This is a genomic window from Pseudomonas sp. HPB0071 (genome assembly GCF_000478505.2).
GTDB lineage: Bacteria > Pseudomonadota > Gammaproteobacteria > Pseudomonadales > Pseudomonadaceae > Chryseomonas > Chryseomonas luteola.
The window spans coordinates 148,317-173,372 of record NZ_KI517369.1 but is presented as its reverse complement, the minus strand read 5'-3'; the positions used below and the strand labels follow the sequence as shown (position 1 = coordinate 173,372).

28 protein-coding genes are annotated in these 25,056 nt (G+C 54.7%); 10 read left to right on the top strand and 18 right to left on the bottom strand.

Annotated features, from left to right (window positions below):
• Positions 1-595: 595 nt before the first annotated feature.
• Positions 596-832, bottom strand: a complete 237-nt coding sequence (locus tag HMPREF1487_RS23615; RefSeq protein ID WP_010799301.1) for a hypothetical protein — start codon at positions 830-832, stop codon at positions 596-598.
• Between the two features lie 489 nt (positions 833-1,321).
• Here HMPREF1487_RS23615 and HMPREF1487_RS23610 point away from each other — a divergent pair, with 489 nt between their 5' ends.
• Entirely contained in the window at positions 1,322-1,765 is a 444-nt protein-coding gene (locus HMPREF1487_RS23610; protein ID WP_010799300.1) for a LexA family protein, read from the top strand.
• A complete protein-coding gene (locus tag HMPREF1487_RS23605) occupies positions 1,758-3,035 on the top strand; it encodes a Y-family DNA polymerase (protein WP_010799299.1) in 1,278 nt (425 codons plus the stop codon). Before HMPREF1487_RS23610 ends, HMPREF1487_RS23605 begins: the two co-directional genes overlap by 8 nt.
• 37 nt (positions 3,036-3,072) lie before the next feature.
• On the opposite strand, the gene HMPREF1487_RS23600 is transcribed toward HMPREF1487_RS23605, so the two are convergent.
• Positions 3,073-3,321, bottom strand: coding sequence for a DUF1654 domain-containing protein (locus tag HMPREF1487_RS23600; RefSeq protein WP_010799298.1), 249 nt, complete (start codon positions 3,319-3,321; stop codon positions 3,073-3,075).
• 106 nt (positions 3,322-3,427) lie between these two features.
• Positions 3,428-3,721: a hypothetical protein gene (locus HMPREF1487_RS23595; protein WP_010799297.1), complete on the bottom strand. Its 294-nt coding sequence runs from the start codon at positions 3,719-3,721 to the stop codon at positions 3,428-3,430.
• Positions 3,722-3,876: 155 nt separating this feature from the next.
• Here HMPREF1487_RS23595 and HMPREF1487_RS23590 point away from each other — a divergent pair, with 155 nt between their 5' ends.
• Positions 3,877-4,266, top strand: a complete 390-nt coding sequence (locus HMPREF1487_RS23590; RefSeq protein WP_010799296.1) for a hypothetical protein — start codon at positions 3,877-3,879, stop codon at positions 4,264-4,266.
• 187 nt (positions 4,267-4,453) lie between these two features.
• On the top strand, positions 4,454-4,867 hold the full coding sequence (locus HMPREF1487_RS23585) for a VOC family protein (protein WP_010799295.1): 414 nt from the start codon (positions 4,454-4,456) through the stop codon (positions 4,865-4,867).
• Positions 4,868-5,247: 380 nt separating this feature from the next.
• On the opposite strand, the gene HMPREF1487_RS23580 is transcribed toward HMPREF1487_RS23585, so the two are convergent.
• The 5 genes from HMPREF1487_RS23580 to HMPREF1487_RS23565 form a co-directional block, all read right to left on the bottom strand.
• Entirely contained in the window at positions 5,248-5,664 is a 417-nt protein-coding gene (locus tag HMPREF1487_RS23580) for a hypothetical protein (protein ID WP_010799293.1), read from the bottom strand.
• 69 nt (positions 5,665-5,733) lie between these two features.
• Positions 5,734-6,015 (bottom strand): DUF4326 domain-containing protein, encoded by a 282-nt coding sequence (locus HMPREF1487_RS23575; protein ID WP_218186951.1) that lies wholly within the window; start codon positions 6,013-6,015, stop codon positions 5,734-5,736.
• Between the two features lie 69 nt (positions 6,016-6,084).
• Positions 6,085-6,231 (bottom strand): hypothetical protein, encoded by a 147-nt coding sequence (locus HMPREF1487_RS27510; protein ID WP_010799291.1) that lies wholly within the window; start codon positions 6,229-6,231, stop codon positions 6,085-6,087.
• Positions 6,232-6,396: 165 nt separating this feature from the next.
• Complete coding sequence (locus HMPREF1487_RS23570) at positions 6,397-6,837, bottom strand: GNAT family N-acetyltransferase (protein ID WP_010799289.1); 441 nt, start codon at positions 6,835-6,837, stop codon at positions 6,397-6,399.
• 12 nt (positions 6,838-6,849) lie between these two features.
• A complete protein-coding gene (locus HMPREF1487_RS23565) occupies positions 6,850-7,179 on the bottom strand; it encodes a hypothetical protein (RefSeq protein WP_010799288.1) in 330 nt (109 codons plus the stop codon).
• Positions 7,180-7,325: 146 nt separating this feature from the next.
• On the opposite strand from HMPREF1487_RS23565, the gene HMPREF1487_RS23560 reads away from it, so the two are divergent.
• Positions 7,326-7,559, top strand: coding sequence for a hypothetical protein (locus tag HMPREF1487_RS23560; protein ID WP_010799287.1), 234 nt, complete (start codon positions 7,326-7,328; stop codon positions 7,557-7,559).
• 361 nt (positions 7,560-7,920) lie between these two features.
• Here the strand turns inward: HMPREF1487_RS23560 and HMPREF1487_RS23555 are convergent, their stop codons facing one another.
• Positions 7,921-14,583, bottom strand: a complete 6,663-nt coding sequence (locus HMPREF1487_RS23555; protein WP_010799285.1) for a DUF3320 domain-containing protein — start codon at positions 14,581-14,583, stop codon at positions 7,921-7,923.
• A 162-nt stretch (positions 14,584-14,745) separates the two neighbouring features.
• Between HMPREF1487_RS23555 and HMPREF1487_RS23550 the strand changes: the two genes are divergently transcribed.
• Positions 14,746-15,039: a hypothetical protein gene (locus HMPREF1487_RS23550; protein WP_010799284.1), complete on the top strand. Its 294-nt coding sequence runs from the start codon at positions 14,746-14,748 to the stop codon at positions 15,037-15,039.
• Here HMPREF1487_RS23550 and HMPREF1487_RS23545 read toward each other — a convergent pair.
• Positions 15,022-15,372: a hypothetical protein gene (locus HMPREF1487_RS23545; RefSeq protein WP_154982413.1), complete on the bottom strand. Its 351-nt coding sequence runs from the start codon at positions 15,370-15,372 to the stop codon at positions 15,022-15,024. The genes HMPREF1487_RS23550 and HMPREF1487_RS23545 overlap by 18 nt on opposite strands.
• Positions 15,373-15,702: 330 nt before the next feature.
• Here HMPREF1487_RS23545 and HMPREF1487_RS23540 point away from each other — a divergent pair, with 330 nt between their 5' ends.
• From HMPREF1487_RS23540 to HMPREF1487_RS26465, 4 genes are all read left to right on the top strand, one after another.
• Positions 15,703-16,203 carry a JAB domain-containing protein gene (locus tag HMPREF1487_RS23540; RefSeq protein ID WP_010799282.1) on the top strand — a complete coding sequence of 167 codons (501 nt, stop codon included), beginning with the start codon at positions 15,703-15,705 and terminating at the stop codon, positions 16,201-16,203.
• Between the two features lie 80 nt (positions 16,204-16,283).
• Positions 16,284-16,559, top strand: a complete 276-nt coding sequence (locus HMPREF1487_RS23535) for an HU family DNA-binding protein (RefSeq protein ID WP_010799281.1) — start codon at positions 16,284-16,286, stop codon at positions 16,557-16,559.
• A 248-nt stretch (positions 16,560-16,807) separates the two neighbouring features.
• On the top strand, positions 16,808-16,957 hold the full coding sequence (locus HMPREF1487_RS27505) for a hypothetical protein (RefSeq protein ID WP_010799280.1): 150 nt from the start codon (positions 16,808-16,810) through the stop codon (positions 16,955-16,957).
• A 148-nt stretch (positions 16,958-17,105) separates the two neighbouring features.
• Complete coding sequence (locus tag HMPREF1487_RS26465) at positions 17,106-17,852, top strand: PA3715 family protein (protein WP_010799279.1); 747 nt, start codon at positions 17,106-17,108, stop codon at positions 17,850-17,852.
• Positions 17,853-17,993: 141 nt separating this feature from the next.
• Here the strand turns inward: HMPREF1487_RS26465 and HMPREF1487_RS23525 are convergent, their stop codons facing one another.
• From HMPREF1487_RS23525 to HMPREF1487_RS23490, 8 genes are read right to left on the bottom strand one after another with little or no spacing between them, the layout of a single operon-like run.
• Positions 17,994-18,698: a GntR family transcriptional regulator gene (locus HMPREF1487_RS23525; protein ID WP_010799277.1), complete on the bottom strand. Its 705-nt coding sequence runs from the start codon at positions 18,696-18,698 to the stop codon at positions 17,994-17,996.
• A gap of 3 nt (positions 18,699-18,701) precedes the next feature.
• Positions 18,702-19,109, bottom strand: coding sequence for an oxalurate catabolism protein HpxZ (gene hpxZ / locus HMPREF1487_RS23520; RefSeq protein ID WP_010799276.1), 408 nt, complete (start codon positions 19,107-19,109; stop codon positions 18,702-18,704).
• Positions 19,106-19,780, bottom strand: coding sequence for a cysteine hydrolase family protein (locus HMPREF1487_RS23515; RefSeq protein WP_010799275.1), 675 nt, complete (start codon positions 19,778-19,780; stop codon positions 19,106-19,108). Before HMPREF1487_RS23515 ends, hpxZ begins: the two co-directional genes overlap by 4 nt.
• Positions 19,777-21,309, bottom strand: a complete 1,533-nt coding sequence (locus HMPREF1487_RS23510) for an ABC transporter ATP-binding protein (RefSeq protein ID WP_010799274.1) — start codon at positions 21,307-21,309, stop codon at positions 19,777-19,779. Before HMPREF1487_RS23510 ends, HMPREF1487_RS23515 begins: the two co-directional genes overlap by 4 nt.
• A gap of 3 nt (positions 21,310-21,312) precedes the next feature.
• Positions 21,313-22,002, bottom strand: coding sequence for a biuret amidohydrolase (locus tag HMPREF1487_RS23505; protein ID WP_010799273.1), 690 nt, complete (start codon positions 22,000-22,002; stop codon positions 21,313-21,315).
• A 4-nt stretch (positions 22,003-22,006) separates the two neighbouring features.
• Positions 22,007-23,014: a formamidase gene (locus HMPREF1487_RS23500; RefSeq protein ID WP_010799272.1), complete on the bottom strand. Its 1,008-nt coding sequence runs from the start codon at positions 23,012-23,014 to the stop codon at positions 22,007-22,009.
• A gap of 12 nt (positions 23,015-23,026) precedes the next feature.
• Positions 23,027-23,947 (bottom strand): ABC transporter permease, encoded by a 921-nt coding sequence (locus tag HMPREF1487_RS23495; protein WP_010799271.1) that lies wholly within the window; start codon positions 23,945-23,947, stop codon positions 23,027-23,029.
• Complete coding sequence (locus HMPREF1487_RS23490) at positions 23,940-25,052, bottom strand: ABC transporter permease (protein WP_010799270.1); 1,113 nt, start codon at positions 25,050-25,052, stop codon at positions 23,940-23,942. Before HMPREF1487_RS23490 ends, HMPREF1487_RS23495 begins: the two co-directional genes overlap by 8 nt.
• Positions 25,053-25,056: the final 4 nt, after the last annotated feature.

The window sequence follows — 25,056 nt, the reverse complement described above, 5'->3', positions numbered from 1 at the left end:
TACTGCGATGCAACGTGTTGCTCGTGAACTGTACCCGCTGCGCTGTAGATATGAGTTTTTAACGGAAAACAGCGTCTGCCTTTCGATATATCACGCAGTAGAAAGCATGTTGATTTACTCCTGCTCTCTTTCCTTCGACGATCTGAGTGACTCAGGCCGTATAGATCATTTTATTCAGCAGATCCTTGTCCAGGCGGACCAAAGGCTGAGGATTAATCAAGACTAGACAGGCAGTATTAAATTCTATGGTCTATGCTAACTGGCGAATTGCCAGATGATTGATAACTCGAAAGATTATGCCTTTGCGACGTCGTATAGAGCGCCTGGTTCAGGTGTTCAACAATACCTATGAAATCCAGGCCCACCCTGTAAGCGACGATGAAACGTTGCTATGTATAAAGACGCGATCAGGTGAGACGCTGCTAACCCGAAACCTTAAGCCCAGCCATATTGCAAATAGCGCTCTCCTGGACCTGATCATTGCCGACTGCGAAAGGGAGATTAGGCAACACGAGACGGCTCAGGATTTGGCAGCCGTAAAGGCAGAGATCCGGAATACCCTGAAGGATTCTAATAAACAGGACTAAAGCCAGGTTCAGAGAATGGGGTGTAGTTCAAAATCAGTACTGTCATTAACTCGAGTAATGGTTAGTCCTGACACGATGCCCACAGGCGTCCCGTTAATGAAGAGCTTGCCATCCAGAATCTCACCCGTGTTTAGGTCTCGATCCTTACCTTCGTAGAACAGCCCTTTATGAATTTCAGCAAACCTCACACCGTTATATCTGACCTCATAAGAGGCGTCAGGATTGAAAGCAATAGGTTCGTCCATTGTTCCCTCAGTGAGCTGAGATATCAGCATTGAAGAAGACCAATCTACCTGCAAAGCCATTTTCATCAAAGAAACGGCATTGGTAGCTTAACTGTCATCGCAGGCTATGCAAACCTGCCCAGAATGACAGCCACCTAGCTGTATTCATTAGGGTGTACCCCAGCGGTAACAGCAAGCAGCTATCGTCTGGGTGTAGCGATAAAAAGGCAGAGGGACTTAAACGACTACACCGCCTATTCGCTACACCTAACGACTACACTCAACCACCTGATTTTGCCCTCAAGCTGGAAGATTATTCCCTTTCAATAGATGATGCCATTTAGATGGCATTTGTTTGGATACTCTAGCGTATCTCGTCCAAATACACGCTTTCTCGCTTAACGAGGCATGCTCGCTGTGCTCCTTTGCATGGGTTGAAACATTGACGGGAACTGTATGCATGGCCATGCTGTATAAAAATACACACAACCATGTCGCTCGGATGTCGTCATGCAACCCAACCACATAACCCTTTTAGGCCCGCTTTCGGCCACGGATTTAACCCTCCCGCTTTACGGGTATCGCGTTCCGGCAGGCTTTCCCAGTCCCGCCCAGGACCACATCGAGGAACGCATATCGCTGGACCATCTGCTTGAGATCCAGGCACCCCATACCTATCTGGTGCGTGCCCATGGCGACAGCATGATTGGGAGTGGTATCCACGACGGTGACCTGCTGGTCGTTGATCGATCGGCTGATGCAGTACAGGGTGATGTGATCATTGCCGCCATCAATGGCGAGCCTGTAGTCAAGCGACTTGGCAGAGTTGGCGAAACGCTGGCGCTTCTTTCCGATAACCCTCTCTACCAGCCCCGGTTGATCCTTGAAGGTGACGACCTTGAGGTCTGGGGTATTGTGCGGTGCAGTCTGCGGACGCATCGCGGTCATGTCTGATGAGACTATCTTTGCGCTGATCGACTGCAATAGCTTCTATGCCTCATGTGAGCGGGTATTCCGGCCAGACCTCAAGCACACTCCAATTGTCGTCTTAAGCAATAACGACGGGTGCGTTATTGCGCGTTGCTCAATGGCAAAGAAGCTAGGTATCAAAATGGGAGCCCCCTACTTCCAGATCAGAGATGACCTCAGGCGTTTAGGCATTAGGGCGTTCAGTTCTAATTACGCGCTCTATGGCGACCTGTCAGCGAGAGTCATGGCCTGTATAGAGTCGCTGGTGCCCCGCTTGGAGGTTTACAGTATTGACGAGGCTTGGGCAGACCTCACCGGTATTCCTGGCTCGCCGGAAGCGATGGGCAGGTTGATCAAGGAACAGGTCTTCAAACGCACCGGTATCCCGGTAGGTGTTGGGATCAGTACCACCAAGACGCTGGCCAAGCTGGCAAACCACGCTGCCAAACGCTGGTACAAGTCCACTGGCGGTGTACTGGATCTACGAGACCCGAACCGGCGCAACCGGGCGCTGCAGCACATCGATGTCGGTGACGTCTGGGGCGTAGGGCGACGACTTGAGGAAAAGCTCAAGCTGCTGGGCATCGAGAAGGCATGGGACCTCGCCCAGTATGACGCCTGGTCGATACGCAAGATGTTCAACGTGACACTTGAAAAAACGGTACGCGAACTGCGCGGCATCTCGTGCATCGATCTTGAAGAAGTGGCACCGCCCAAGCAGATGATCTGCACATCCAGGATGTTTGGCCAGCGCCAGTACACCTTTTCAGCCGTGGCCGAGTCGGTGGCCAGCTATACGGCTCGGGCAGCAGAAAAGCTAAGAGCGCAGCAGTCGCTCTGCCAGGTCATGCGTGTGGGTATCCAGACCGGTATGCACGGCCCGCCAGAGGAGCGTTACTCCAATGGGGTCATCCTGAACCTGCCCTACCCCACCGACGACACCCGTGTACTGGTCCAGTACGCCCTGCACGGACTCAAACACATCTACCGCGAAGGCTATGGCTACGCCAAATCCGAGATCCTGCTCATGGACTTAAAGCAACGTGGCGAGTACTCCGTGGACCTGTTCCAGCCCGAGCAGTCAGCAGGTGCCGATCGGCTCATGAGTACCATGGACAGGATCAATCAGAAATTTGGCAAAGGCATGCTCCGCCCTGCTCGCATTAAGGCTCAACCCGGCTGGGCCATGCGGCGCGAGCTGATGAGCCAGAGCTACACCACCCGGCTGGATCAGCTTTGGACGGTACGTAGTTAAGAGAGTAGCTTCGACCAAAGATCGAGAGAATGTACGGTCAGCCTTCCTGCGGAACCGTCCAGAAGATCTGAACATTGCCATCATCGCGAAAGGCCAGGGTCACGTTATCAGTGTCACCCAATTCCTCCATGACCCGATCCCATGCGTCATCCGGATCGCTTTCCAGTCGCTCAAGCAGCGCTGTTTTAGAACGTTGAGCAGCTGGACAGTTAATCACGCGCTGAAGACGCATCGCCAGGACTTCATAGGGTTTTGGAGCAGGCGGAGACGCTGTTTTCTTTGCCATGTGTACAACCTAATACTGTATGTATTTACAGTATTACATGCCTCACATCTAGATCAAGCTATTTTACGGGGCAGCTCCTGAGCGCCAGAAGCCAAGCAACCCGTGTTCACTCTGTACGTGGCTTTCCGCTCACCAGCCGGTTCAGCTCGGTGCGAACCATGTTGCGATACTGCTGCGGCTCAAGCGCCTCGATCTGGGCGTCTGCCCAGGCCCGAAAGCCCGCCTTGCGTTTTTCCTTCTCGCTGAAAATCCTCCCCGCCTCGGCATAGCTGCGCTCGCTATTCTGCTGCCAGAACGCAAACATCTCGGCCTTTTGCGCTTCAAGCGCAGCTCGATACTCAGCCGGGTGATTGGCAAGGTTCAAGGACAGTGTGGGGCAGGCGCTGGACATGATTTCCATAGGTTTAGGGACTCCTGATACAAGCATCTAATGATACCTGCCTCTGCCTCAAAGGAAGCGCAGCGTGTCTGAACCCCGTGCTCCGAATGGTGCGCTGGCAAACTTGCATCATCAAAAACTCATGAGACCTTGTGTATATAGCCAAGGAGAACATCATGAGCACACGTCCTACCGTAATCGTTGAAAAGGTCCTGAATTCGAGAGTTGATATCAGCCACCGCCGTATCCAGATAGGCCCAGCTACCCTTATTGCCCCTTTCAGCGAAAGTTTCGACTCACTTGAAGCGCGAGTTAAAAAGGTTACCGGGATCGAACTGACAGTGGCTGAGGTTATGGCGGTTACGGCGGCATCGCGTGAGCAGATGGAACGAGAGGCGTCCCGATTGAAAGAAGTACTCCTGACGTTGCCCTCAGGAACCGTGGCCAATGTAGAGGATGGGCTGTTTTTCTGGATCAATAGCAGCGGCGAGCTGGTATGGGCTGATTACCTGCGGTTAACCAAACATCCTGCGGCTAAACCCAACAATAATTTAGCTATTACTTAAAAAACGTGGGCCGATGATATCAATTACTAAAACTTTCATATCTACATCTTTCCAGTATGTTCAATCAAATTAGCTTTGAAAGCTGTACACTCAAAGCTTTGAAGTCTATAAAGAACGCCACAATAACGTGTTTGACTAAAATAATTTGATTCAGGAAATATATACCCGAGCCGATTGGTAGATACTAATGTTGTCAGGTCTTAATCATCTCACTCTGGCGGTAAGCGATCTCAATAAGAGCATTGATTTTTACAGCCAGTCATTAGGTTTCGTTTTACATGCCTCCTGGCCGAACGGCGCCTACCTGACACTAGGAGAGCTTTGGTTATGCCTGTCACTTGATTCAAACGCGGTAAAGGAGCAGCGAGATGATTACACACACTACGCCTTTAGTTGCGATATAACCGTGTTTCCCTTGATGGTTACACGTCTGAAGCAACTAGAAGTAATCGAATGGAAGGTAAACAAGAGTGAGGGTGACTCTTTTTATTTTCTTGACCCTGACCGACATCGCCTTGAGATCCATGTAGGTGATTTGAAATCACGGCTAACCGCCTGTCGTATGAAGCCATACGCTGAAATGGTTTTCCATACAGAATAAGAAAATTTGATGCAAAGGTGCAGCTGTAGCCTTGGTAGTACCTTACATACAGTAGTCACTTAACATCCCCCCGTTCTAAAGGACGGGAAGGATGGCAACACTATGCACGCAAGCATCATTTGTGATTTCAAGGTTGGTTTCCTTGTGATTCCACAGCAGTGCCCGCCTCTACAACGATGCTTGTCGCGTGCTCACATCCATGCCCATGCTCCATGCCTGCTGCAACCTAAACAACTGAGCCTCTACGATAGCCGACCCATACGAATGGCTTGCATCCAGTGCAGCTGCGACCTGCTCAACGACAGCTTCTTCCCACTTAAACTATTCACTCACTTTAATGTCCTCGTGGCATATGGAAGGATTGGCAGGACTCGCTCTGATCAGTCGCCACCACTGCCACTGTCACCACAGGAACTACGTGAATCACTAACGCCTACGGTACAAGTAGGCCCCGTGTCGGTATTGCTTAGTATCGCCAGCGTAGCGAGAGTCGTGAGATCAGCTCCGCTGCTGTTTGAAGAGCTACCTGATTGAGAAGCGTAGCTGCGAGAGGTATAGCTGCTGGCGCAGGAAGCGCTCCTGTGCTGACCCGTTGCAGGGCGAGCTGAGACCTTTTGAGCCGCAGGCTCCTTTTCCTTGATCAGCTGCGTGACGAGCCAACCCAACGCCAGCAACAGGCTGACCATGAGGAGAACGACAACGGGGCTGATAGAGGCGTAGATACCCAGCATGTGGCCCAGGCACCAGGTCACGCTTAGGGCGGCCACATAGATGATGACAAGCTGCTTCGTATTCATGGGAAAGTCCTGAAAGTGGAAGACACTTTCACTCTCTCATGGGAATTGCGGGATGCAAGGACTTGAGTGTCAGATATTGGCGCGTTTGATCAGGATATCTGCATGGCAGGGTTCGTCCAGGCGACACCAACAGGCCAGAGCCTTGCCACGCAGCTCCGTTATATCAAGTGCCCCAATGGCCAGCTGCTGATCCAGATACGCTGAAAACAGCGCTATGGCCTGTTCACGACCATGCTCGGCAACACTAAAGGGGTTTCCCCGCTTGCCCGGTCTGGCAACACGTACAGCACCCTCCGGCAAGCGCCAGCCCTTGGTACGGCGTAGCTGAATGCGTGCAGGCAAGTCACTCACCCATTCCTGATCCATTTTGCAATGTGCTCTGGTTCTACAATCAAGTACTAGGCGCTTTGTCGCTTAAAGTCACTTCACACGTTCAAAAATTTCTGGCTCATTGCGCATCTCAAAGTAGCACTGTCGAAACTCGGATTCTTCACCCAGCGTGGTCGCCACCCTGTAGCCAATGAATCCTGCAGGGTGCTCACCCTCGTTATAGAACATCACGGCCATCGTCAATCCTTCCTGATCAGTGATCTACCTCGACAGCCAGTACTTTGTAGCTCTGCCCTTGGAGGTTTGAGCTTCTTCAATTAAGGCTTACGCCTTCCATTTCCAGCTTTGCTCCTAATGAGCAATCAAATGTGGTTTGCTCAAAAGGCATATGTACGATCAGCATTAGCTTTCCAAGGACTCTTGAAACACTTTAACGAAACGTAGGCGCTTCTCTTGATAGCCGTTTCGCTCATAGAACAAATGTGCTCGATTGCGGGCACTGTTGCTAGATAACTCAAGTTGCGAGCAGCCCTGCTGCGCTGCAAACTCCTCTGCAGCGGTCAGCAAGCATGCTCCAAGACCCGAACTCCTGTGTTTGTCGTCTACAACCAGAGCAGAAAGTAGAGCCCACGAGGCTTTTACATGTAACGGGTTCATTATGTGTACTATCGCAACACCAACAATGTCACTGTGGTGCTCCGCTACAAACGCCTGTCCAGCGGCTCTTTGACGTAGCTCATGCAGCTGCTGCGCTACTTGCTTAGGCTCAGTTGAATACCCGAGCTGTTCAAACAAGCAAACGATACGTTCTAGGTCCTTGGCTACAGCCTCGCGGATATTCATCTTGATTAGGGCTCAGACAGTATTCATCGATAAATGACTTCCGCATTTGGCCAACAGCGGACACCCAGCAAGTCTCAGTGTAGGGAGCTTGTCGCCCTCAAAGCAAACAAGGAATTTTCCAGAATAGGTTTTATCGAGGCGGGCCGTCATTCTAATCGTAACAGGATTGAAGCGGGCACCATCTCCTCTGCGTCGTTTCTCCTCGATCAGCTGGTAAGCCTGGGTATCAAGGCCACCGCACAGATCGATCAAAAGCCCCTTATCACGGCAAAAGTCGCACTCGCCCGTTTGCCCTGCTTTCAGGTTGTCACCACAGCACTCACACGATTCTTGGACAGGCATGGATTGCTCTCAATTTTGCAGACTCAATCGAACCTAACATCCAAATCCTGTGATGCAAGTGGCTACTCACGCGGCAACAGCACTAACGTTTCGGTGTCTATCCTGTACACAGACACATCCGCATCTCTACGTCGTAAGGAAACACCATGCACAAGGGCAGGGAAAAGTTAATCGCCATGCTCGACGCCCAGGTACAGCACGAAACCCGCTGGCTCAGACGTATTCCTCTCTTGATTGGAATATTGGCCGCTGCAGTAGCCTGCTTTGGCTACGCCGTGGGCTATTGGAAGGTCATGACCGTTGCGCTTTTCATTCTCACGGTCGGCATGTCGGCACAGGCTGTACTCTGGTTTGGACTATGGGATTTAAATAAGCACTAATAAATTCAGATGTACACCTTATACATTCTTAATCCGCGAAAATAGCTGCTTTTTCATAGCCATATTTATTGGCCTGAGTGGACTTGCATCAGCGGATTTGTAGGGCAAGGTGGGGTTATCGGACACAGCCAGGAGCCCACGATGACTGCCTTCCCTCTCACTCAAGACGCCTTTGCCTTCTCTCAAAATGAGGTAGCCTTCCAGCTATCTGAACGCTCACTGGCGCAGTGATGTGCTGGCCCTTATCGCGAGGATCGAGCCAGGCTGGCATCCCACACGTTTAAGCTTATTGGTATATCGAGGAGCAAATGGATAATACTGTCAGGCACCTTGTGCTCTGACAGTATTCCTATTATTCCGATCAGAGTGATTTCTTTCCGGAACTACTTATTACTGCCTCTATGGCATGCGACAAGCGCAAACGATTAGCTGCGCTGAGCTTTTGCAGACCTAATTCGTATGCCATGGTGCAAAGCAATTCCTCCCCACCTATCGCCCCATCCGCCATCAGCTCTCTAGCAAGCGCCATCAGCTCATCCAGACATATTTCGTCCACTGGCCGCCCGCTAGTTTCCGGGCAGGCCCTTCGGGATACGACAAGATCATTGGTTGGCATATTATCAGGCCAGAAAAACTCACCTGCTGGCTCTTCGTGGCTACGGTGGTGCCGCCGTGCCACTTCCAGCACTCGATCCCGAATCCGTGCTCCGGTCCTTGTCCACCCATGAGCGCGAGCGATACGTCGCGCCAGCGTCTGATCGAGTACCGGCCCTTCTGCGGCAATTACATAGGCCACCAGCTGCTCAAGCGTTGGATCATACCCAGCGTCTAGGAAGGCGGCAGGATCAATTCCTGGTATCACCTCAGGATTAGACTCAGCATATATCTGCTTATCTCTACAAACTCCCTGCTCCACGCGACCGGATTGACTATGTAGATCGACTGCTCGCGCATAGAGCGCTGGTGACACAGCATCTTCTACCGCCTTAGGCACCTCCGCTTCGGCTTCGGGCGACAGGGCCCCCTCCTCTCTTTGTATATTATCCGAGGCAGCAAGTGCATCCGCTTCTCTAGTAGCCGCAATGCGGGCAGCCTGTTCCTTAGCTTCCTGATCTCGACGCTTGGCTCTCGATACTTCGAGCAAGGCGGTGAGTCGGCTATGGACACGGTTGGCAGTTTCTTGAGCATCGATCCACCAGTCGGTCGACCAGATCCGCAGAATCTCCCACCCTAAACCGCGAAGCACCTGCTCGCGTAGCTTGTCGCGGTCACGCGCCGTCGCACTTCGATGATAAGTAGCGCCATCGCACTCTACGCCGGCAAGATAGCGGCCAGGGGCGTCAGGGTCGACAACACCCAGATCGATCCGGAAGCCCGACACCCCGACCTGCGTATGTACCTGCCAGCCTTTCTTGTTCAGCGCGGCCGCAACAGCCTGTTCAAAGGGACTATCAAAGCCGCCGACACTTCCGCTGACCGCCTCTGCTAGGGCTCGCGGACCGCGCTCAGCAAATTCAAGAAAATGCTTTAGATCGCGTACCCCAACCGACTGGGTCCGCGTTAGGTCGATAAGCTCGGGCCGCAGGCTAGAAAAGACCAGTAGTTCCTGCCGTGCACGGGTCACGGCAACGTTCAACCTCCGCTCGCCGCCCTGCCGGTTCAGCGGCCCAAAGTTCATTGACATCACCCCGGCCTGGTCTTTGGCATAGGTTGTTGAGAAGTAAATAATGTCTCGCTCATCCCCCTGCACACTTTCTAAATTCTTAACAAACAACGGCTCAAGTTGGCTTTCGGCGAAGAATACTTCCAATAGCGGATCGGTAGCACGAGCCTTATCGAGCAGATCCTCGATCAAGCGCTGTTGCTCACCATTAAAGGTCACCACGCCAATAGTTTGACCGCTTTCATGAAAACCTGGCGCTTTGAGCCTGGCGACCAGATCATCTACTACGGCCCGTGCTTCTATAGGATTAGTGCGCGAAATGCCTTTTTCATAGACACCGTCAACTTTGCAGAGCCGTACGGCCGTATCTGCGGTAAACGGCGAAGGGAAAGTGATCAGCTTCGATTCGTAGTAACGCTGGTTGGAGAATGCAATCAGACTCTCGTGCCGGCTGCGGTAGTGCCAACGTAAATTACGGGTTGGCAGATTCGCGCTGATGCATTCATCTAAGATACTCTCGAGATCAGCCTCCACGTCGTCGTCTTCAACACTGGATTCGGCACGGTCAAAGAAAGAGGTAGGCGGCAGCTGCTTCGGATCGCCCACCATTACGACCTGCCTTCCGCGTGCCATGGCACCGATGGCATCCCACACGGGAATCTGTGAGGCTTCGTCGAATACAACAATATCGAACGGTGTCGCACTTGGCGCCAAATACTGGGCAATGGACAGCGGACTCATTAACAGGCACGGCGTCAACTTAGCTAGAGCATCAGGAGCTTTAGACATAAGCTCGCGAAGCGGCATATGGCGAGATTTCTTACCCATCTCATGGCGCAGTATTCCCCAGTCGGAATTACGAGTAACCGACTCCTGACTGGGTAGGTCACTGCATAGCCGCGCACGTAGCCAGTCACGCGTCAGAGCCGTGAAGCGATCATCAAGTGCACGGAAGTCACGGATGCGTTGCTCATGCTCGACGCTTACAAATGTTCGGATTGCCGGTTCTTGATCCACTACTGCATTGAGCCACCAGCGGGCATAGTTGACCGTTAGTGCTAACAGCGTGGTGCCTGGCGCTATCTGTTGCTCTTCTAGGGCGGTGACCAAGGGCAGGAGACCTACGGCGGCGGCCTCGTCTCGCACTTTTTGCCAAGCACACCAGGCCCTAAGCCGCGGCTCCGAACGAATCAACCCTTCGCACCGCTCAAGCAGACAATCCAGGGTCGGATCATTCAGCGCCGAAACCTCAGCTGAGAAATGGCCTACAGTCCGCATGACCCCATGCTGTTGATTAAGTGCCTCCAATGCCTCGCGCAGCGCTTCGCCGGCGAACGCCACGGATCCTTGAGGCTCAAGCAAGGCGTTGCCATCACCCAGCAACACACCTAGCGCTGCTTTGCAGGCAACCAGCTCCTCCGGTTGCGTCGCCAGTCGAGCTATCGTGCCTGCCAGAGCTGCCTGAAACGCTATAGCCTGCCGGACGGTTTCCTGGCGGGTGCGAAGCCCCTGCCACAGACCCGGTACCATATCGCGAAGATCATCAAGCTCGCTCAAGCTACGCTCGACGCTTGCACGCTGCTTGAGCAACAAACAATCCTGCTGCATGGCCTGACCACAGTGGCCAGCGGCAACGAGCTCATGATCCTCTGACAGTGTTCCTTGGGCATTGATGGCTGCACGAGCGCGCTGAAAGGACAACGCGGCTTTTACCGGGTCGACTACATTGGCCAAACCACTCCATAACCCGTCGGTAGCGATTCTTAGATCCTGGAAGCTTTCAAGCTCGCGGGTCATTTGCGCGATCTCGCGTAGCCGAACCAGGTCTGTCCTTAGCGCTTCTCCTAACGTTCCCTGCTCGATAGGTTCAAAGCCAGAGTCCGTCCAAACAGCGTCTGCCTTCTGCAGTTCAATAGTTTGCTGCAAGCGAATGGCGGCAAACAAATGAGCCGGATTGGAACGCCAGCCTTGCCAACCTTGACCGACTTGCTCGCATAAGATGAGGTCGTCGATTTGCTTGCGTACGGCACGAATATCGATCCAGGTCTGCAGATCCTTAGCCACTTCTACAGCTGCGTGACTATCGGCTGCCTTACCCAGTGTTTCCCGAATTTTACGCATACCGAAAAAGGACTTCGGCCAGAATGATTGCTCAGCTCTACGCCAGTGCTCCAGCAATTGATGAACATCCAGCGTTTCCACTGCCTCGGTATAGCTAACAGTTAGTTGTCGCTGTAGCTCAGCCAAGCGTTCCAACAAAACGATGGCTTGGCTGAGTCCTTCTAGCACCTCGGCTGACCAAGTCGGACCAAATTCTGCCGTAAGCGCGCGACGACGAAGAAGTAGCGCCAGAGCCTCTTCCGTCTTGCCAAGCAATAATGGAGGCCATGGCGCGCTCAGTCGAGCTGTCAGTGCCTGATGCTGACTCAGCAATTCGCAACCTTCACCGAGCCGCATGGTAAGAGTGCGAATATCTGGCCGTAGTACAAAGCGCCAATCATGCCCAGCAGCCTGAAGCAGCACAGAGGACAGGATTGCCAGGTTCTCGAGACCGCGCAGAGTGAGTGTCATCCGCGGAAGTCGAGTAATCTCAAGGAAACGATCGACTGCACGCTGCAAAGTTTGTGCGAGTGGAATCATACCGCGCGAAACTTGCACAAACTCTGCCTGCCACTTTGGTGACCAGTCCACCTGATTTACACCAAGTAACGCATGCTCCCTCAGCGCGGTATAGCCGACGGCGTCAGCATTTACCTCTAACCGGTTAGCCAGATCCTCAAGCGCCAACATTTCAACCCGGCTGTGATAATGAGGCGAAGCCCAAGCTAAAGCGATCGGACTGAGATCTCGATTTGAGGTCACGATACCGATTGCTGTGAAGATAGATAAGCCATTGGGGTATTGCTTGTGCAAGCAATCAACATAGAGGTTAAGGCTGTCACGCAGCGCTTTGAGGCGCTCCGCCTCCGCTCGCCATAGAGCGGGATCGGTCTGCCCCTTTGCCTCCCAAGCGGTTTGCAGCTGCGCCAGTACATCAGTCTTACTTGCCTTGCTGGAATGGACCTCCAAGCAAAACTCGCCCAACCCGATTTCCCTAAGCCTACGATAAACGACATCCAGAGCTGCAATCTTTTCGGAAACGAACAACACTCGCTTGCCCTGGGCAATGGACTGCGCAATCAGGTTTGCAATCGTTTGACTCTTGCCGGTACCAGGCGGGCCGATTAGAACAAAGTTTTTGCCTTTGGAAGCTGCCATAACAGCTGCCAGCTGCGAGGAGTCCGAAGGAAGCGGGCAGAAGACCTCGTCCGGACCATAGTCGGCATCAAGCCGCTTAGCATCTGGGAAGGCCACGTCCGAAGCGAAAGCATCCCGTGGCGTATCCAACAGATGTTGAACAACCGCGCTGTCACGCAAATGGTCAGCGTGCTGGGAAAGGTCCTTCCACATGAGAAATTTGGCAAAGGAAAACGTCGAAAGATAAATTTCCTCGCTTACCTCCCAGCCCGCCACATCCTTAATTAGATTGGCCACCGTCTTCCAAATAAGCGTGATGTTAAGACCGGACTCATCCCGAGGAAGCTCATGTTCCAAGCTACCCAGCCCTAGCTCAAAGTCCTCTAGCAACATTTCGATGAGTGTCGGGTTGAAGCGAGGCTCATCGTCATGCAAATGAAGGGTGAATCCAGATCGAGCGCTACGCCGCTCAAGGCGTACTGGGACAAGTACAAGCGGAGCCCGATACTTCTTACCTGCACGCTCTTCAGGCGTCCAGCTCAGAAAGCCGATTGCCAAAAATAGGGTATTAGCGCCTCCCTCCTGCATCGCTGACCGTGCGCCACGATAGAGCTCGGTCAGGCGCGCATCCATTTCCGGTCCTGGAAGCCCAATGAATACTTCTTTGCGCTTTAATCCGTCGAGGGCATGTGCCCGTCGCACGTCTTGACGCTCACGCTGCTCGTACAAAGCGCGCTCGCGGGGATCAGCACCGTCCATAAAATCGGGCCGTGGCAGCATTTTGAGCGCCTGCCCGGCCGACAATACGTCCTCCAGTGCAGCCGGATCGGGTGCTTCTAGCTTGAGCGCACGTTTACCAGCCTTGAAGTTGAGCAAGTTGTTACGTAGCGACAGATCCAACAGCTTGCGCTGCCACCGCCCTAATCGGTCCTTAGGGTCGAGTTTGGACAAATCCTCGATCTCGACCTTTTCTAGTTCCTCGGGTAACGAAGGAGCATCTTCGACCAGCAGTTCAGCTCCATGTCTAGCATCGGCTACATCTACGTTAATGTTTTGAGCCTCAGCACTAGCCATGGGCTTGATGCGCTGTAGGCGCGCTCGGCGGATATCAAGTACCATTTCGAACGTGTGCTCCTCCTCCTCAGCTACTTGCGCGGCTCCCCGTTCGACGGCGTAGCTAAAAGGTGGGATGGAGGACTGGGTAATTAGGGTTGTCTCGAAAAGCACCAACTCGCTGAGCTTCAAGCGCTTACGAAGCGCCGTGACATCATCAATGAGCGTCGTAGAGAACTCTTCCGCCTTTAGCCACAGGCCTGCAAAGGCGTGCCCTTGGGTAAAGACCAATACAGGGTTCAGGCCCGCCTGCTCGAGCGCGGCGCAGAAAAACAAAGCAAGGTCGAAACAGGTAGCGAGTCCAGTGTCGGTAATATGACTAGGGCTTCTTACCTTTTGGCCGTACTGCTCAAAACTGGCTGGAGGTAGACTGTAGACAATCTTCATACCTGCCATAGCGCCCCAGATCGACGAAGCAATCTCCCATGCACGCTTGGCCCCACCGGCATACCCATCCAGTGCTGGACTCTTGCCACTTTTACGCAGAACATCAGCTGCCTTTCTCAACAGCCGTTCTACGGCCAGATCATTAGGCTGCACGAACGCTGCAGTCATATCAGGGATATGTGACAGCCCACCCCACTGCATCCGCGGCAAGAGCTCAAGTACAGCGTCTATACTGGTGATTTCTTCTTCCGCAGCTTTCAACGTGAAGGTCAGCGTAGCCTTCTCTGATTCGACTAGACGCGCTAGCAGGGCACCATCAAGCGCTAAGTCAAGTCCAACGATCTGTTGATGAGTGTTAGGAGAAAGCGAGTCGATATGCCAAGTCGTAGGCTTAAAGATTTCTGGCGAAGAAGACAGTGACAACACGAGTTCGTGGTACCGCTGCTGCGTCTCATTGATAATCTTAAGCTCTCGAATGACGGGTATAGCGTTTTGGTAGTCAGCGAGGTTCAGCTTTGACACGATGGTATGCTGGATTTTTATCGTCGGTATAGGTTCCGGCTCGTTACTTACCCTAAGTACCTCAGCGTCTCGGTCGACAAAGGGCAGCTCCAATTCGTCCATGAATACACTCCGTACGATAAAATTCGTTTTTCAGCCTGCACTTTTGGTGCTTGTCATCTGATGCATCGGCCATTGGGTTAATTTCTTAAGTCGTTGCCGCTGGATTACCGATAAGCGGAGCGGCCTGGGAGAGCCAGCAAGTGCTAGCTTTTGACCGAGCTTATGACTTGCGACAAACTCTCGATTAATGAAGAAAGCATTGAGCTGCTTCTCTCACTTGAGCGGGACCATACCCTTGACCGTATCTCTCACAGCGCAGCGCCTTTGTCCTTTATGGACTATCTGTTAGAGCTTGGAGCGGTATCGTTAAGCGAGGGTGGCCATGCCGAATGGTCGCGCATGCTGAGAACTTGCAACCAACTCCGGCGCTTCGATACATACCTGCTGGCGCTGATCGAGACCTACAGGCGTCCGGCGAGTAAAGACCTGACCTGCCGGCTAGGGCTTTTTATGTAATTCTAGAGAAGAAGCCAGACATTCCCTGTATCTGACCTCTTCCACCTGAGTGGGTGACAAATCAGCCTGCTCATGAAATACGACGGGAACTGACCAGGCGCTGATTCGTTGTACTTCAGGCTTGTTATCAAATGTGAGCCCTACAACAAATTGCCGGGTCAGGTCTTCTCCCAGACCGTTGTCCCGAATCTCGGCAACGTCTCTCCAGAGTTGAGCAACCTGGCGACAATGACCAAGCCAGTCTGCACTGGGTAGGTAACGCGTCGCAGGCTCTTGGTTGGGCGTATGCTCTGCAGCAAAGCCCATATTGCGAGTAGCGCCAGACAGGCGCAAGGGATCAGCCTTTGATTCGTTTTTTCGCTCTTGTAGAGGCGAATGCATCACCAGGCAAGGCAGACTAACGACAAAAAGAAAGACTTTCAAACCCTTGGGATAGAGCACTCGGACGATGCATGACCGCTGAGGTGAAAGCAGCTCATTTGCATGGGGCTTTTAAATAGCGTTTGAGCACTCCACTCTTTTGCTGCCCTGTCTACTCGTCTCCGCCAGATCACCATTTGAGCATGGCCATCTCTCATTGCCCGACGGCTGGTCTCTTGCATAATGCGATTCCCCTGAGACGCTGGATGTATTACCTGCGACTGATCGAGGCGCTTCACACCTATGAATACTCATCAAAAGTTCAAAGCCGGTGAGACGCACGGGACGTATGTTATTGACGGGCCTGTTACCGAGCAGGATATCCTGCAGATGGCCAGAGCTCTGGCGCGTCGGCGCTTCTGTCGGGGGTTGCCCTTCACCGGGACCCGAGAGGTTTTCCCTTATCTGCAAACCCTGTTGGCTGACTATGAGCACGAGGTGTTTGCCGTAGTTTTCCTGGACAGCCGGCATCGTTCAATCGCCTACCGCAAGCTGTTTACCGGGACGATTGACCATGTCGCGGTGCCGCCCAGGGAGGTTGTCAAAGCAGCGCTTGTGCACAACGCCGCAGCCGTGATTCTCGTGCATAACCATCCCTCAGGTGATCCCGAGCCCAGCGAGTGCGACTACGACCTTACCGATGAGCTAAACCGTGCACTGGCCCTGGTCGGTGTCCGGATACTAGATCACGTTGTCGTGGCAACCGAGGGCTGTGTCTCACTGGCCGAGCGCGGCTATCTATAAGCCCCAGCCTAGAGCGGATTAGTACATGTCCTGCGCTCAGGCTATCATGGGGGCCCGTTTCTTATCTTTACGGTACACAAATGAACAAATCCGAACTGATCCAGGCCATCTCCGAAAAGGCAGACCTGAACAAGGCCACGGCAGAAAAAGCCCTGAACTCACTGGTTGAGGTAATCAGCGGCGAGCTGGCCAAGGGCGAGACGGTGGCGCTGGTGGGGTTTGGCACCTTTCAGGTCAGCGAACGTGCGGCGCGCAAGGGACGCAACCCGCAGACCGGACAGGAAATCGATATCGCAGCCAGCAAGAATCCCACCTTCAAGCCCGGCAAGGGCCTGAAGGATGCCGTGAACAGCTGATCTTTGTGCTGTCCGAAAAGCCCCGCCCAGCGGGGCTTTTTCTATGGGAGCGCTCCGAAGCCCGCAGCAGTAGCCAAGGGCTTACAGAGCCTTCAGGAAAATCCTGTTGTTGTCTCTGCTTAAGACCTCGTATGCTATATCGAGTATGCGGTACGGCGGCGCCGGATTGTCGGGATAGCTCATCCTGTCTACAGGCGCTGCCAGGATATCACCACCGCGTTTCTCAATACCCCAGCAAGGAAGCCAGCATGGGACTCGTTCTAACTCGCCAGGAAGGCGAAAATATCATTCTTCTGCTTGACCCCGAGTGTGATGAAGCCCAGGTGCTTGATGCCCTGCGCCATGAGGGCATCATGCTCTCGATTACCCATGCCCAGAACGGAAAGCCCGCGTCCTGATCGAGGCGCCGCAGGACATCTCTATCATTCGCGAAGAGCTGATTGAAGGCTAAGACGGCTGCGCCTGTTACTAGGCCTCCTGTCTGCCCAAGGCCCCTGGTGCCAGAGGCGTGATCACCGTACCCGATACCATCAAAAAGGATTTTTTATGCCACGTGCCTGGATGGCCGCTGCCCTGACCCTGCTCCTCTCACCTGCCGCCCTGGCTCAGGACTGCTCGATAAGCGAGATCCTTAAGCACGTCTATGGACCTAGCCACAAGGCCGATCTTGAGCTTTCAACCTGCAAGGTATGGCCAGCCCGGCCCGGGATTACCCTTGTTGCCGCGGGGCTAAATCGCGATGGCGACTATAAGGTTGGTAGTGAAGATCTAGAACTCCTGCTAGTGGACACGGCCACGTCCAGGGTAATTGCCCGTCGCCTGGAGGAGAGTCGTCTCGCCTACGATGCTATCCAGGTTGGCAAGCTCACATTTGATACAGCACCCTATAAGCTCAACGATGGCGTGCTCGCCTTTGGCTTGAGAATTGGCCGCCATAACAACTCAGGTGGGTATCCCTTTTCAGAGACATCCCTGACACTTTATATCGCAGGAAAAAGCGGACTTGAGCCTGTATTGGAGGATCTGTTGGTTGAATCACTTTCTGGCGAAACAGACACTGTTTGTCAGGGAAGATATGAGGAATCGGCCGCTACGCTTGCCTTGGGAAGCGCAACATCACATGGGCTACATTCATTGGCTGCGACTCAACGCATCTCTACCTATCGTGAAGTCATGGGCACATCAGATACGTGTATGCCTCAGGATGAGAAAACCACCCAGCACCGATATACGCTGACTTTTAACGGGCATCATTACCCCGTCCCACGTGAATTAAAGGCTCTGACACCGTAAAGGCGGGGCCAGAGGCGATGGATGTCAAGGAAAGCAGTAGAAACAGCGTACTAACTCGTCTTTCGTTACTTTGGTCGGCGCTATGAAGCATACAGCAGAGGCTAGCAGGAGGTGAGAGCATGACACCTCTATGTCTGTGCTTTATTTTGCAAGCGCGGCGGATGGATTGTCGTATCGACGCCGTGCCTCTGCAAGCATCGAAAGACTCAACTTGCGGACCTCAATCTTGCTCTGCTCGATATGCGCGCGCAGCATTCGCAACGCTTCATCCCGTTTACGGGAGAGCAGTACCCTAAGAATACTGGCGTGCTCATTGTAAGTCTCTTCAATGCGGGCACGCTGAGTGAAGTCCAGACGGCGAACGATGCGTATATGTTCCGTGACCTCTCGGTGTAATCGCAGCATTTCACGGTTGCCGGCTGCCGCAACCAAGCCATTGTGAAAGGCTTCATCAAGTCCAGCCACTGTCTGCATGTCAGACTGACGTCTGTCTACCGGGACAGTCCATACCTGCCAGAGATCTTCCAGTAACTCCGTTAAATCAGGCAGGCTGCAAAGGCGCTCTACTGCCGCGGACTCCAGCACGATACGCAGATCATACAGCTCATCGATACGAGTAAAATCCAATGGCTTGACCATCCAGCCACGACGAAACTCTACATCAAGATACCCTTCACGCTGGAGCCTATAGAGAGCGTCGCGTACCGGTGTTCGCGACACCTGATAGCGCTCGGCTAGCTGAGTCTCAGTGAAGCGATCATGAGGGAGCAGATAGAAATCAAAAATCTCCTGCTTGATTCTGATATAGATCTGCTCAGCCAGTGCGTTACTTTGGAACTGGGTCATAAGCTATCCGCGGGATTCCAATGTACCTAGATAAATACTGACGTGGGCTGCTACGACCTTCCAGGCTCCGTCGAGCCGCATCCATGTTTGCATCTGGCGCCCCACACGCAAGGTAACGCCATCACTGAATTCGGTGCTGACCGTAGCGCAGTTCTCACCAAAGGTTGTGATGACGGTATTATACAAGCGTCTGCCTGGCCCTACCGGTTGGCAGACCCGCCGGTAGTCGGCAATAGCCTGACTGCCATAAAGATTTTCGGCAACGCCGAAGCGCACGGTATATGGGGACTCCCAGAAATACGCATCAAGCGTTTCCAGTTCATTGGCGACCAGCGCACGTTCATAGTCTTTGAAGGCAGCCGTCACCGAAGCCACTACGCTAGGGAGGTTGATTACGGAAACCGAAGTCATGGTCTATCCTCTTGCAGAGCGGCCTCCAGGGCCGTCAGATGTGCAGTACGGCCGACAATGCCCCCCTGAGCGACGATCATTTCCAGCGTGGATCGCTTGAATGCGGGGAAATAGCTTTCTGTCGCCTCTTCAATCAACAGGCAGCGATACCCGCGGTCATTGGCCTCACGCATGCTGGTTTGAACACACACTTCAGTGGTAACACCGGCAAATAGCAGATGGCTGATGCCACGTGCCTGAAGACGTTCATGCAGGCCGGTCGCGTAAAACATGCCCTTGCCGGGTTTATCGATCACCCACTCGCCTTCGGCCGGTGCGACATCGGCAACGATCTGGTTTCCGGGTTCGCCACGTACCAAAATACGCCCCATCGGACCTGGATCGCCAATACGCAAGCCTGGCAGGCCGTGTGCGTATTTGGCATCCGGGCAATCGGACAAGTCTGGAAGATGTGACTCTCGAGTATGGATAGCCAACATGCCCTGTTGACGAGCCAGTTCGAGCAGGCGCCGAACAGCCGGAACGATCGCTTTCAGTGGCGTCACGTCATTGCCCAGCGCAGCACCAAAACCACCCTGCTCGATAAAGTCACGCTGCATGTCGATTATGACCAGCGCGGTACTGGCCGGCTCGAAGCTGAAATCATTAGGATTAGCAGTAACCCGAATCATATAGCCTCCGTCTGGGCATTGCCGCCGGCCATGTAGTGTCCCAGTACGGTCCTGTCTACCTGGCCTATATCAGTCTCGAACCCAATATGCCCGTCGTGCATCACCAGGATGCGATCAGACAGCTCAAGTAGTTCATCCAGGTCCTCGCTTAACAGCAGGACCGCCGCGCCTGCATTTCGGGCCTCGACGATCCGTCTGTGAATCAAGGCAGCCGAGGCGAAATCCAGCCCAAAAACCGGATTAGATACGATCAGTACCGATACACCCTCGGTCAGTTCGCGGGCGAGTACGGCGCGCTGAACATTACCACCAGAAAGCGTACCGATGGGGCGTTCGGGATCAGCTGGACGTACCTGGAAGCGCTCGATAAGAGCCTTGGCCTGTGTACGAATCGCTCGGCGGTCGATGCGCCAGCCCTGACGGCACAGTGGCGCTTGGTCAAAGTTGCGCAGGGCCAGATTCTCCGCAACGCTCATGTTGGCAATGCACGCATTGCGCAGCGGCTCTTCCGGCAGACTGTAAACGTGCATGTGCTGCATCTCGCGGCGGCTAGCACGATAGGGATTACCGTTTACGCGGACTTCACCCCCGCTGGCCTTGCGCTGACCGAGCAAGGCTTCAGTAAGCTCACGTTGACCATTGCCGGAAATCCCCGCGATTCCTACGATTTCTCCCGGCCGTACGGCCAGCGAAAGCCCGCTGACCGCAAGTGTACCCTTGTCGCCCGGCACCTCAAGCTTTTGAACCTCCAATCGCGGAGCGCTGTTTGCTACGGCAGGTCGCTCAAGCGCAACCGTACGGGTATCCGCCTCACCCATCATCCATATCGCCAGCGACTCAGGTAACGTTGCCGCTACCGCTATGCTACCGACCAGGCGGCCTTTTCGCAGCACCGTCACGTCATCGGCAAAGGCGGTTACTTCACGAAATTTATGAGTAATCATCAACACCGAGATCTCGCCCCGGTGCGCCATGTCATGCATGAGCCCCAGTACCTCATCGGCCTCCTGTGGCGTCAGCACTGATGTCGGCTCATCGAGAATGATAAAGTGCCGTTCCAAATACAGCTGCTTGAGAATTTCGAGCTTCTGTTTTTCGCCGGCAGCCAGGCTGCTAACGGGACGGTCCAGATCGAGCCGGAACGGCATACGCGCCATGAAGACTGCGAGCCGCTCACGCTCCTGGGACCAGTCGATACGCCAATCCAGATCGCCCCGTGACATCACCAGGTTCTCCGCGACGCTGAGTCCCGGCGCCACGGTAAAGTGCTGGTAGACCATCCCAATCCCCAGCGCATGGGCGTCTCTGGGCGTGCGGATCTGCCGCTCTCGGTCGTTCACGACAATCGCGCCCTCATCGAGCGGACCGTAACCGACAATTCCCTTGACCAGGGTGCTCTTACCGGCGCCGTTTTCGCCCAGTAGGGCATGCACGCTTCCCGCCCTAACCTTAAGCGATACGTCCGCTAGGGCGCGAAAGCTGCCAAAGGATTTGCCGGCACCGATAATTTCCATGCTCAGGGCACGCATGGATCAGGCCCGTCCCAGCACATCGAGTAGCATCGACGAATTGCCGACAGCGCCAAAGACCCCGCCCTGCATCTTAACCATGTTAAGCGCTGCCAAATGGTTGCCGTGATCCGTTGCACCGCAGCAGTCCTCGAGGAGGATGCACTCGAAGCCACGGTCGTTACCCTCGCGCATGGTGGTATGGACACAGACATCGGTCGTGATCCCCGTAAGAACCAAGTTGTCGATTCCGTGGTTACGCAAGACGAGCTCAAGATCCGTCGCATAGAAGGATCCCTTGCCGGGCTTGTCGATGATGATCTCGCCTGGCAGCGGTGCCAGCTCCGGAATGATCTCCCATCCCGGCTCGCCGCGTACCAGAATGCGTCCACAGGGTCCGTCATCGCCAATGCCGGCACCGATACGCTGCGACCGCCAGCGCTTGTTGGCGGGCAAATCGGCCAGATCGGGGCGGTGGCCTTCACGGGTATGGATGATAGGAAATCCCTGTGCCCGCATGACCTCGAGGACGCGCTTTATGGGTTCAATCGGTGCGCGGGTCAGCGAAAGGTCATACCCCATGGTATCGACATAGCCGCCGACACCACAGAAGTCAGTTTGCATGTCGATGATCACCAAGGCGGTGTTGGCCGGGTCGAGCCGACCGTTATAGGGCCAGGGATAAGGCGCTGAGGCGAGATGACGTAGATTCATCGGATCATTCCTGGGTAGAGGGGGTGAACAGGCGTTCCGGGGCGGGAAGCCCGCAGGAGGTCCCATCGGTGTGGATGACTTCACTCTCCCAGGGCAGCCGGTAACGGCCCGCCGCCAGGTCATGCATATAGGTGTAGGGGCAATCCTGCGCGCCACCCTTGACGGCAGAATAGCCGCGGTGGCCAAACTGATAGATGTTGTTTTCCACACCCCAGTGCAGGCGCGCTTCACGCACCAGGTCCGGACGCATTTCGCAGCAGACGATCTCGTCGGCGCGCCCACCGCCCTGGTTCATGATGCCGCCGTCAAAATCGACGAACATGGCTTCGCCCATCGAATCGAATGTGCCATCGGAGCCGCACATGCACACACTGGCGGTTTGCATTAAGTTGCAGAAGGCATTCGCCTGATTGGTAATCTGCCAGGCATGGCGAATCGGTGCGGTATAACCGGCAGTCCGGATCATGATTTCGGCCCCCTTATAGGCGCACTCGCGAGCCATTTCTGGGAACATGCCGTCGTGACAGATGATCAGTGCCAGTTTGCTGCCACGGGGACCTTCACAGACAGGAATTCCCTGGTCGCCCGGCTCCCAGGGTTCAACCGGCACCCACGGATGCATCTTGCGGTAATACAGGCGGATCTCACCGGTGTCGTCGACAATGATTCCACTGTTGAACGGATTGCCCTTGGGATTGGCCTCCATGATGGAAAAGCAGCCCCAGATCCTATTGTCTACGCAGGCCTGGCGCAGCGCGGCCACTTCCGGACCATCTAGAGAGCACAGGATTTCGGGCGAGGTATCCATGGACAGCCCGTGCAGGGAGTACTCCGGGAAGACGATCAGATCCATGCTAGGCATGCCGCGTCGCGCCTTGCCGACCATTTCCACGACCCTTTGGGTCTGCTCCCACAGCGCTTCGCGGGTATGCGGATCCGGCAGCGACAGTTGAGCCAGACCGATCACGACGCCATTAGGCGACTTATTCAAACCACCAAGTCCACTGGACATGAGTATTAACCTCTATCGGGTGAGACTGAGTTCGCCAGGGGCGCCAGTCAGGGTGCGGTTAGGTTGGCAGGTGATAAACATCACTAGCAGCGTCAGGGCATAGGGTGCGGCGGCAAACAGGTAATACCCTGTACTGATACCCACCGCCTGCAGGGCGGGGCCGATGGCACCGGCAGCACCAAATAGCAACGAGGCCCACAGGCAGTTCAGGGGTCGCCAGCGGGCAAAGATCACCAGGGCAACGGCCATCAGTCCCTGGCCACTAGAGAGCCCCTCGTTCCAGCTTCCCGGGTAGTACAGTGACAGATAGGCCCCGCCGACGCCCGCAAGAAAGCCGCCTATGGACGTTGCCCAGATGCGTACCTTGATTGGGCGGTAGCCAAGTGCTTGGGCCGACTCTACATGATCACCGACCAGGCGCAGCATCAGGCCCCAGCGTGTACTGCGCAGCCCCCAGTGCAGCAAGATGGCGAGGGCAACGCCCAAGAAAAATAGCACGTTGATATTGAGCGTCGAGCGCACCCGTTCATCGGCACTCCACTGCCCCAGCGAAAACGAAGGCAGCATGGGCGCTTGCGGTTGGATGAAGGCTTTGCCAAGAAAGAAGGCAAGGCCCGTTCCGAGCAGAATGAGGGCGATACCAAAGGCGATATCGTTGACTTTGGGCAGCGAGCAGACGATGCCGTGCAGGAGTCCCAGGGCCAGACCGGTACTGCCGGCTGCCAGTACGCCCAGCCAGGGTGAGCCAGAGAGATAGGACACGGCATAACCAGTCATGGCGCCGGCCACCAGAATCCCTTCCAGACCCAGGTTGATACGCCCGCCTTTTTCGGTCAGGCATTCACCTAGGCTGACGAACAGAAAGGGCGTTCCTACCCGGACGGCACCTGCCAGCAGAGCCAGAAAGAATGTCAGCCAATCAATATTAGCCATGGCTGGGCACTCCTGCGGCCGAGGACGCCGATTTCTCAAGCAGTCGCAGGCGCCAACCCGTGATGCGTTTGCTCAAGGCTTCCCAGGCCAGCAAGTTAGTAAACAGAATGCCCTCGAGAATCAGCGTGGTCGCATCGGGCAGATCCAGGCGGCGCTGTAGCAGGCTGCCGCTCGCTTCCACACCACCCAACAGTGTTGCGCACACGATGATCGCAACTGGGTTATGCCGGGCGGCAAAGGCAACCAGGATGCCACTAGTGCCATAACCGGCGATCAGCGCGGCGTTCGCGCTACCCTGTACGGCCGCAACCTCGAACATACCTGCCAGACCCGCGGCCGCGCCACCCAGCAGGCAGGTCATCAAGACCAGGCGGTCAACCGACAGGCCAAGCATACGAGCAGTTCGAACATTGCCGCCCACGATGCCTAATGAGAATCCGCTGACGCTGTGGCGCAACAGGATGTAAGCCAACAGGCAGGCGATAACACCCGCCACAAGCCCCCAATGCACCGCGAAGGCGTCGCTGACGGTGCCGATGAGATAAGTGTCAACGAGCGGTACGGTCGAGGGCTTGTTCAGACTGGCCGGATCGCGCAACGGTCCTTCGACCAACTGCCGGAACAGTGCAATGCCGATGTAGGAAAGCAGCAGGCTGCCAATCGTCTCGTTGAGACCACGCTTCTGACGCATCCAGCCGGAGAGGCCGATCCACAGGCCGCCCACCAGCATGGCCGCCAGCCCCATCAGCGCTAGCATCAGCATGGAGGGCAGCGCCGGCAGCCACAGCGGTAGTACCGCAGCGGCCAGGCCACCAAGTACCAGCGCCCCTTCCCCGCCGATGATAATCAGCCCGGCCCGGGCCGGCAGTGCGACGCAAAGCGCGGTCAGCATCAGGGGCGCAGCTCGCTGGAGTGTATTTTCCCAGGCGAAGGAAGAGCCGAACGCGCCTTCAATCACCAGGGCACCCGCCTCCAGCGCCGGCTTGTTCTGCACAGCGAGAAACAACAGGAACAGCACACAAGACGACAGCACAGCAAGCAGCGTGGGCAGGCCAGGCAGTGCCTTGGCCACCAGGCTTCGTACCTTGTTATCAAGGCTACTCATATAA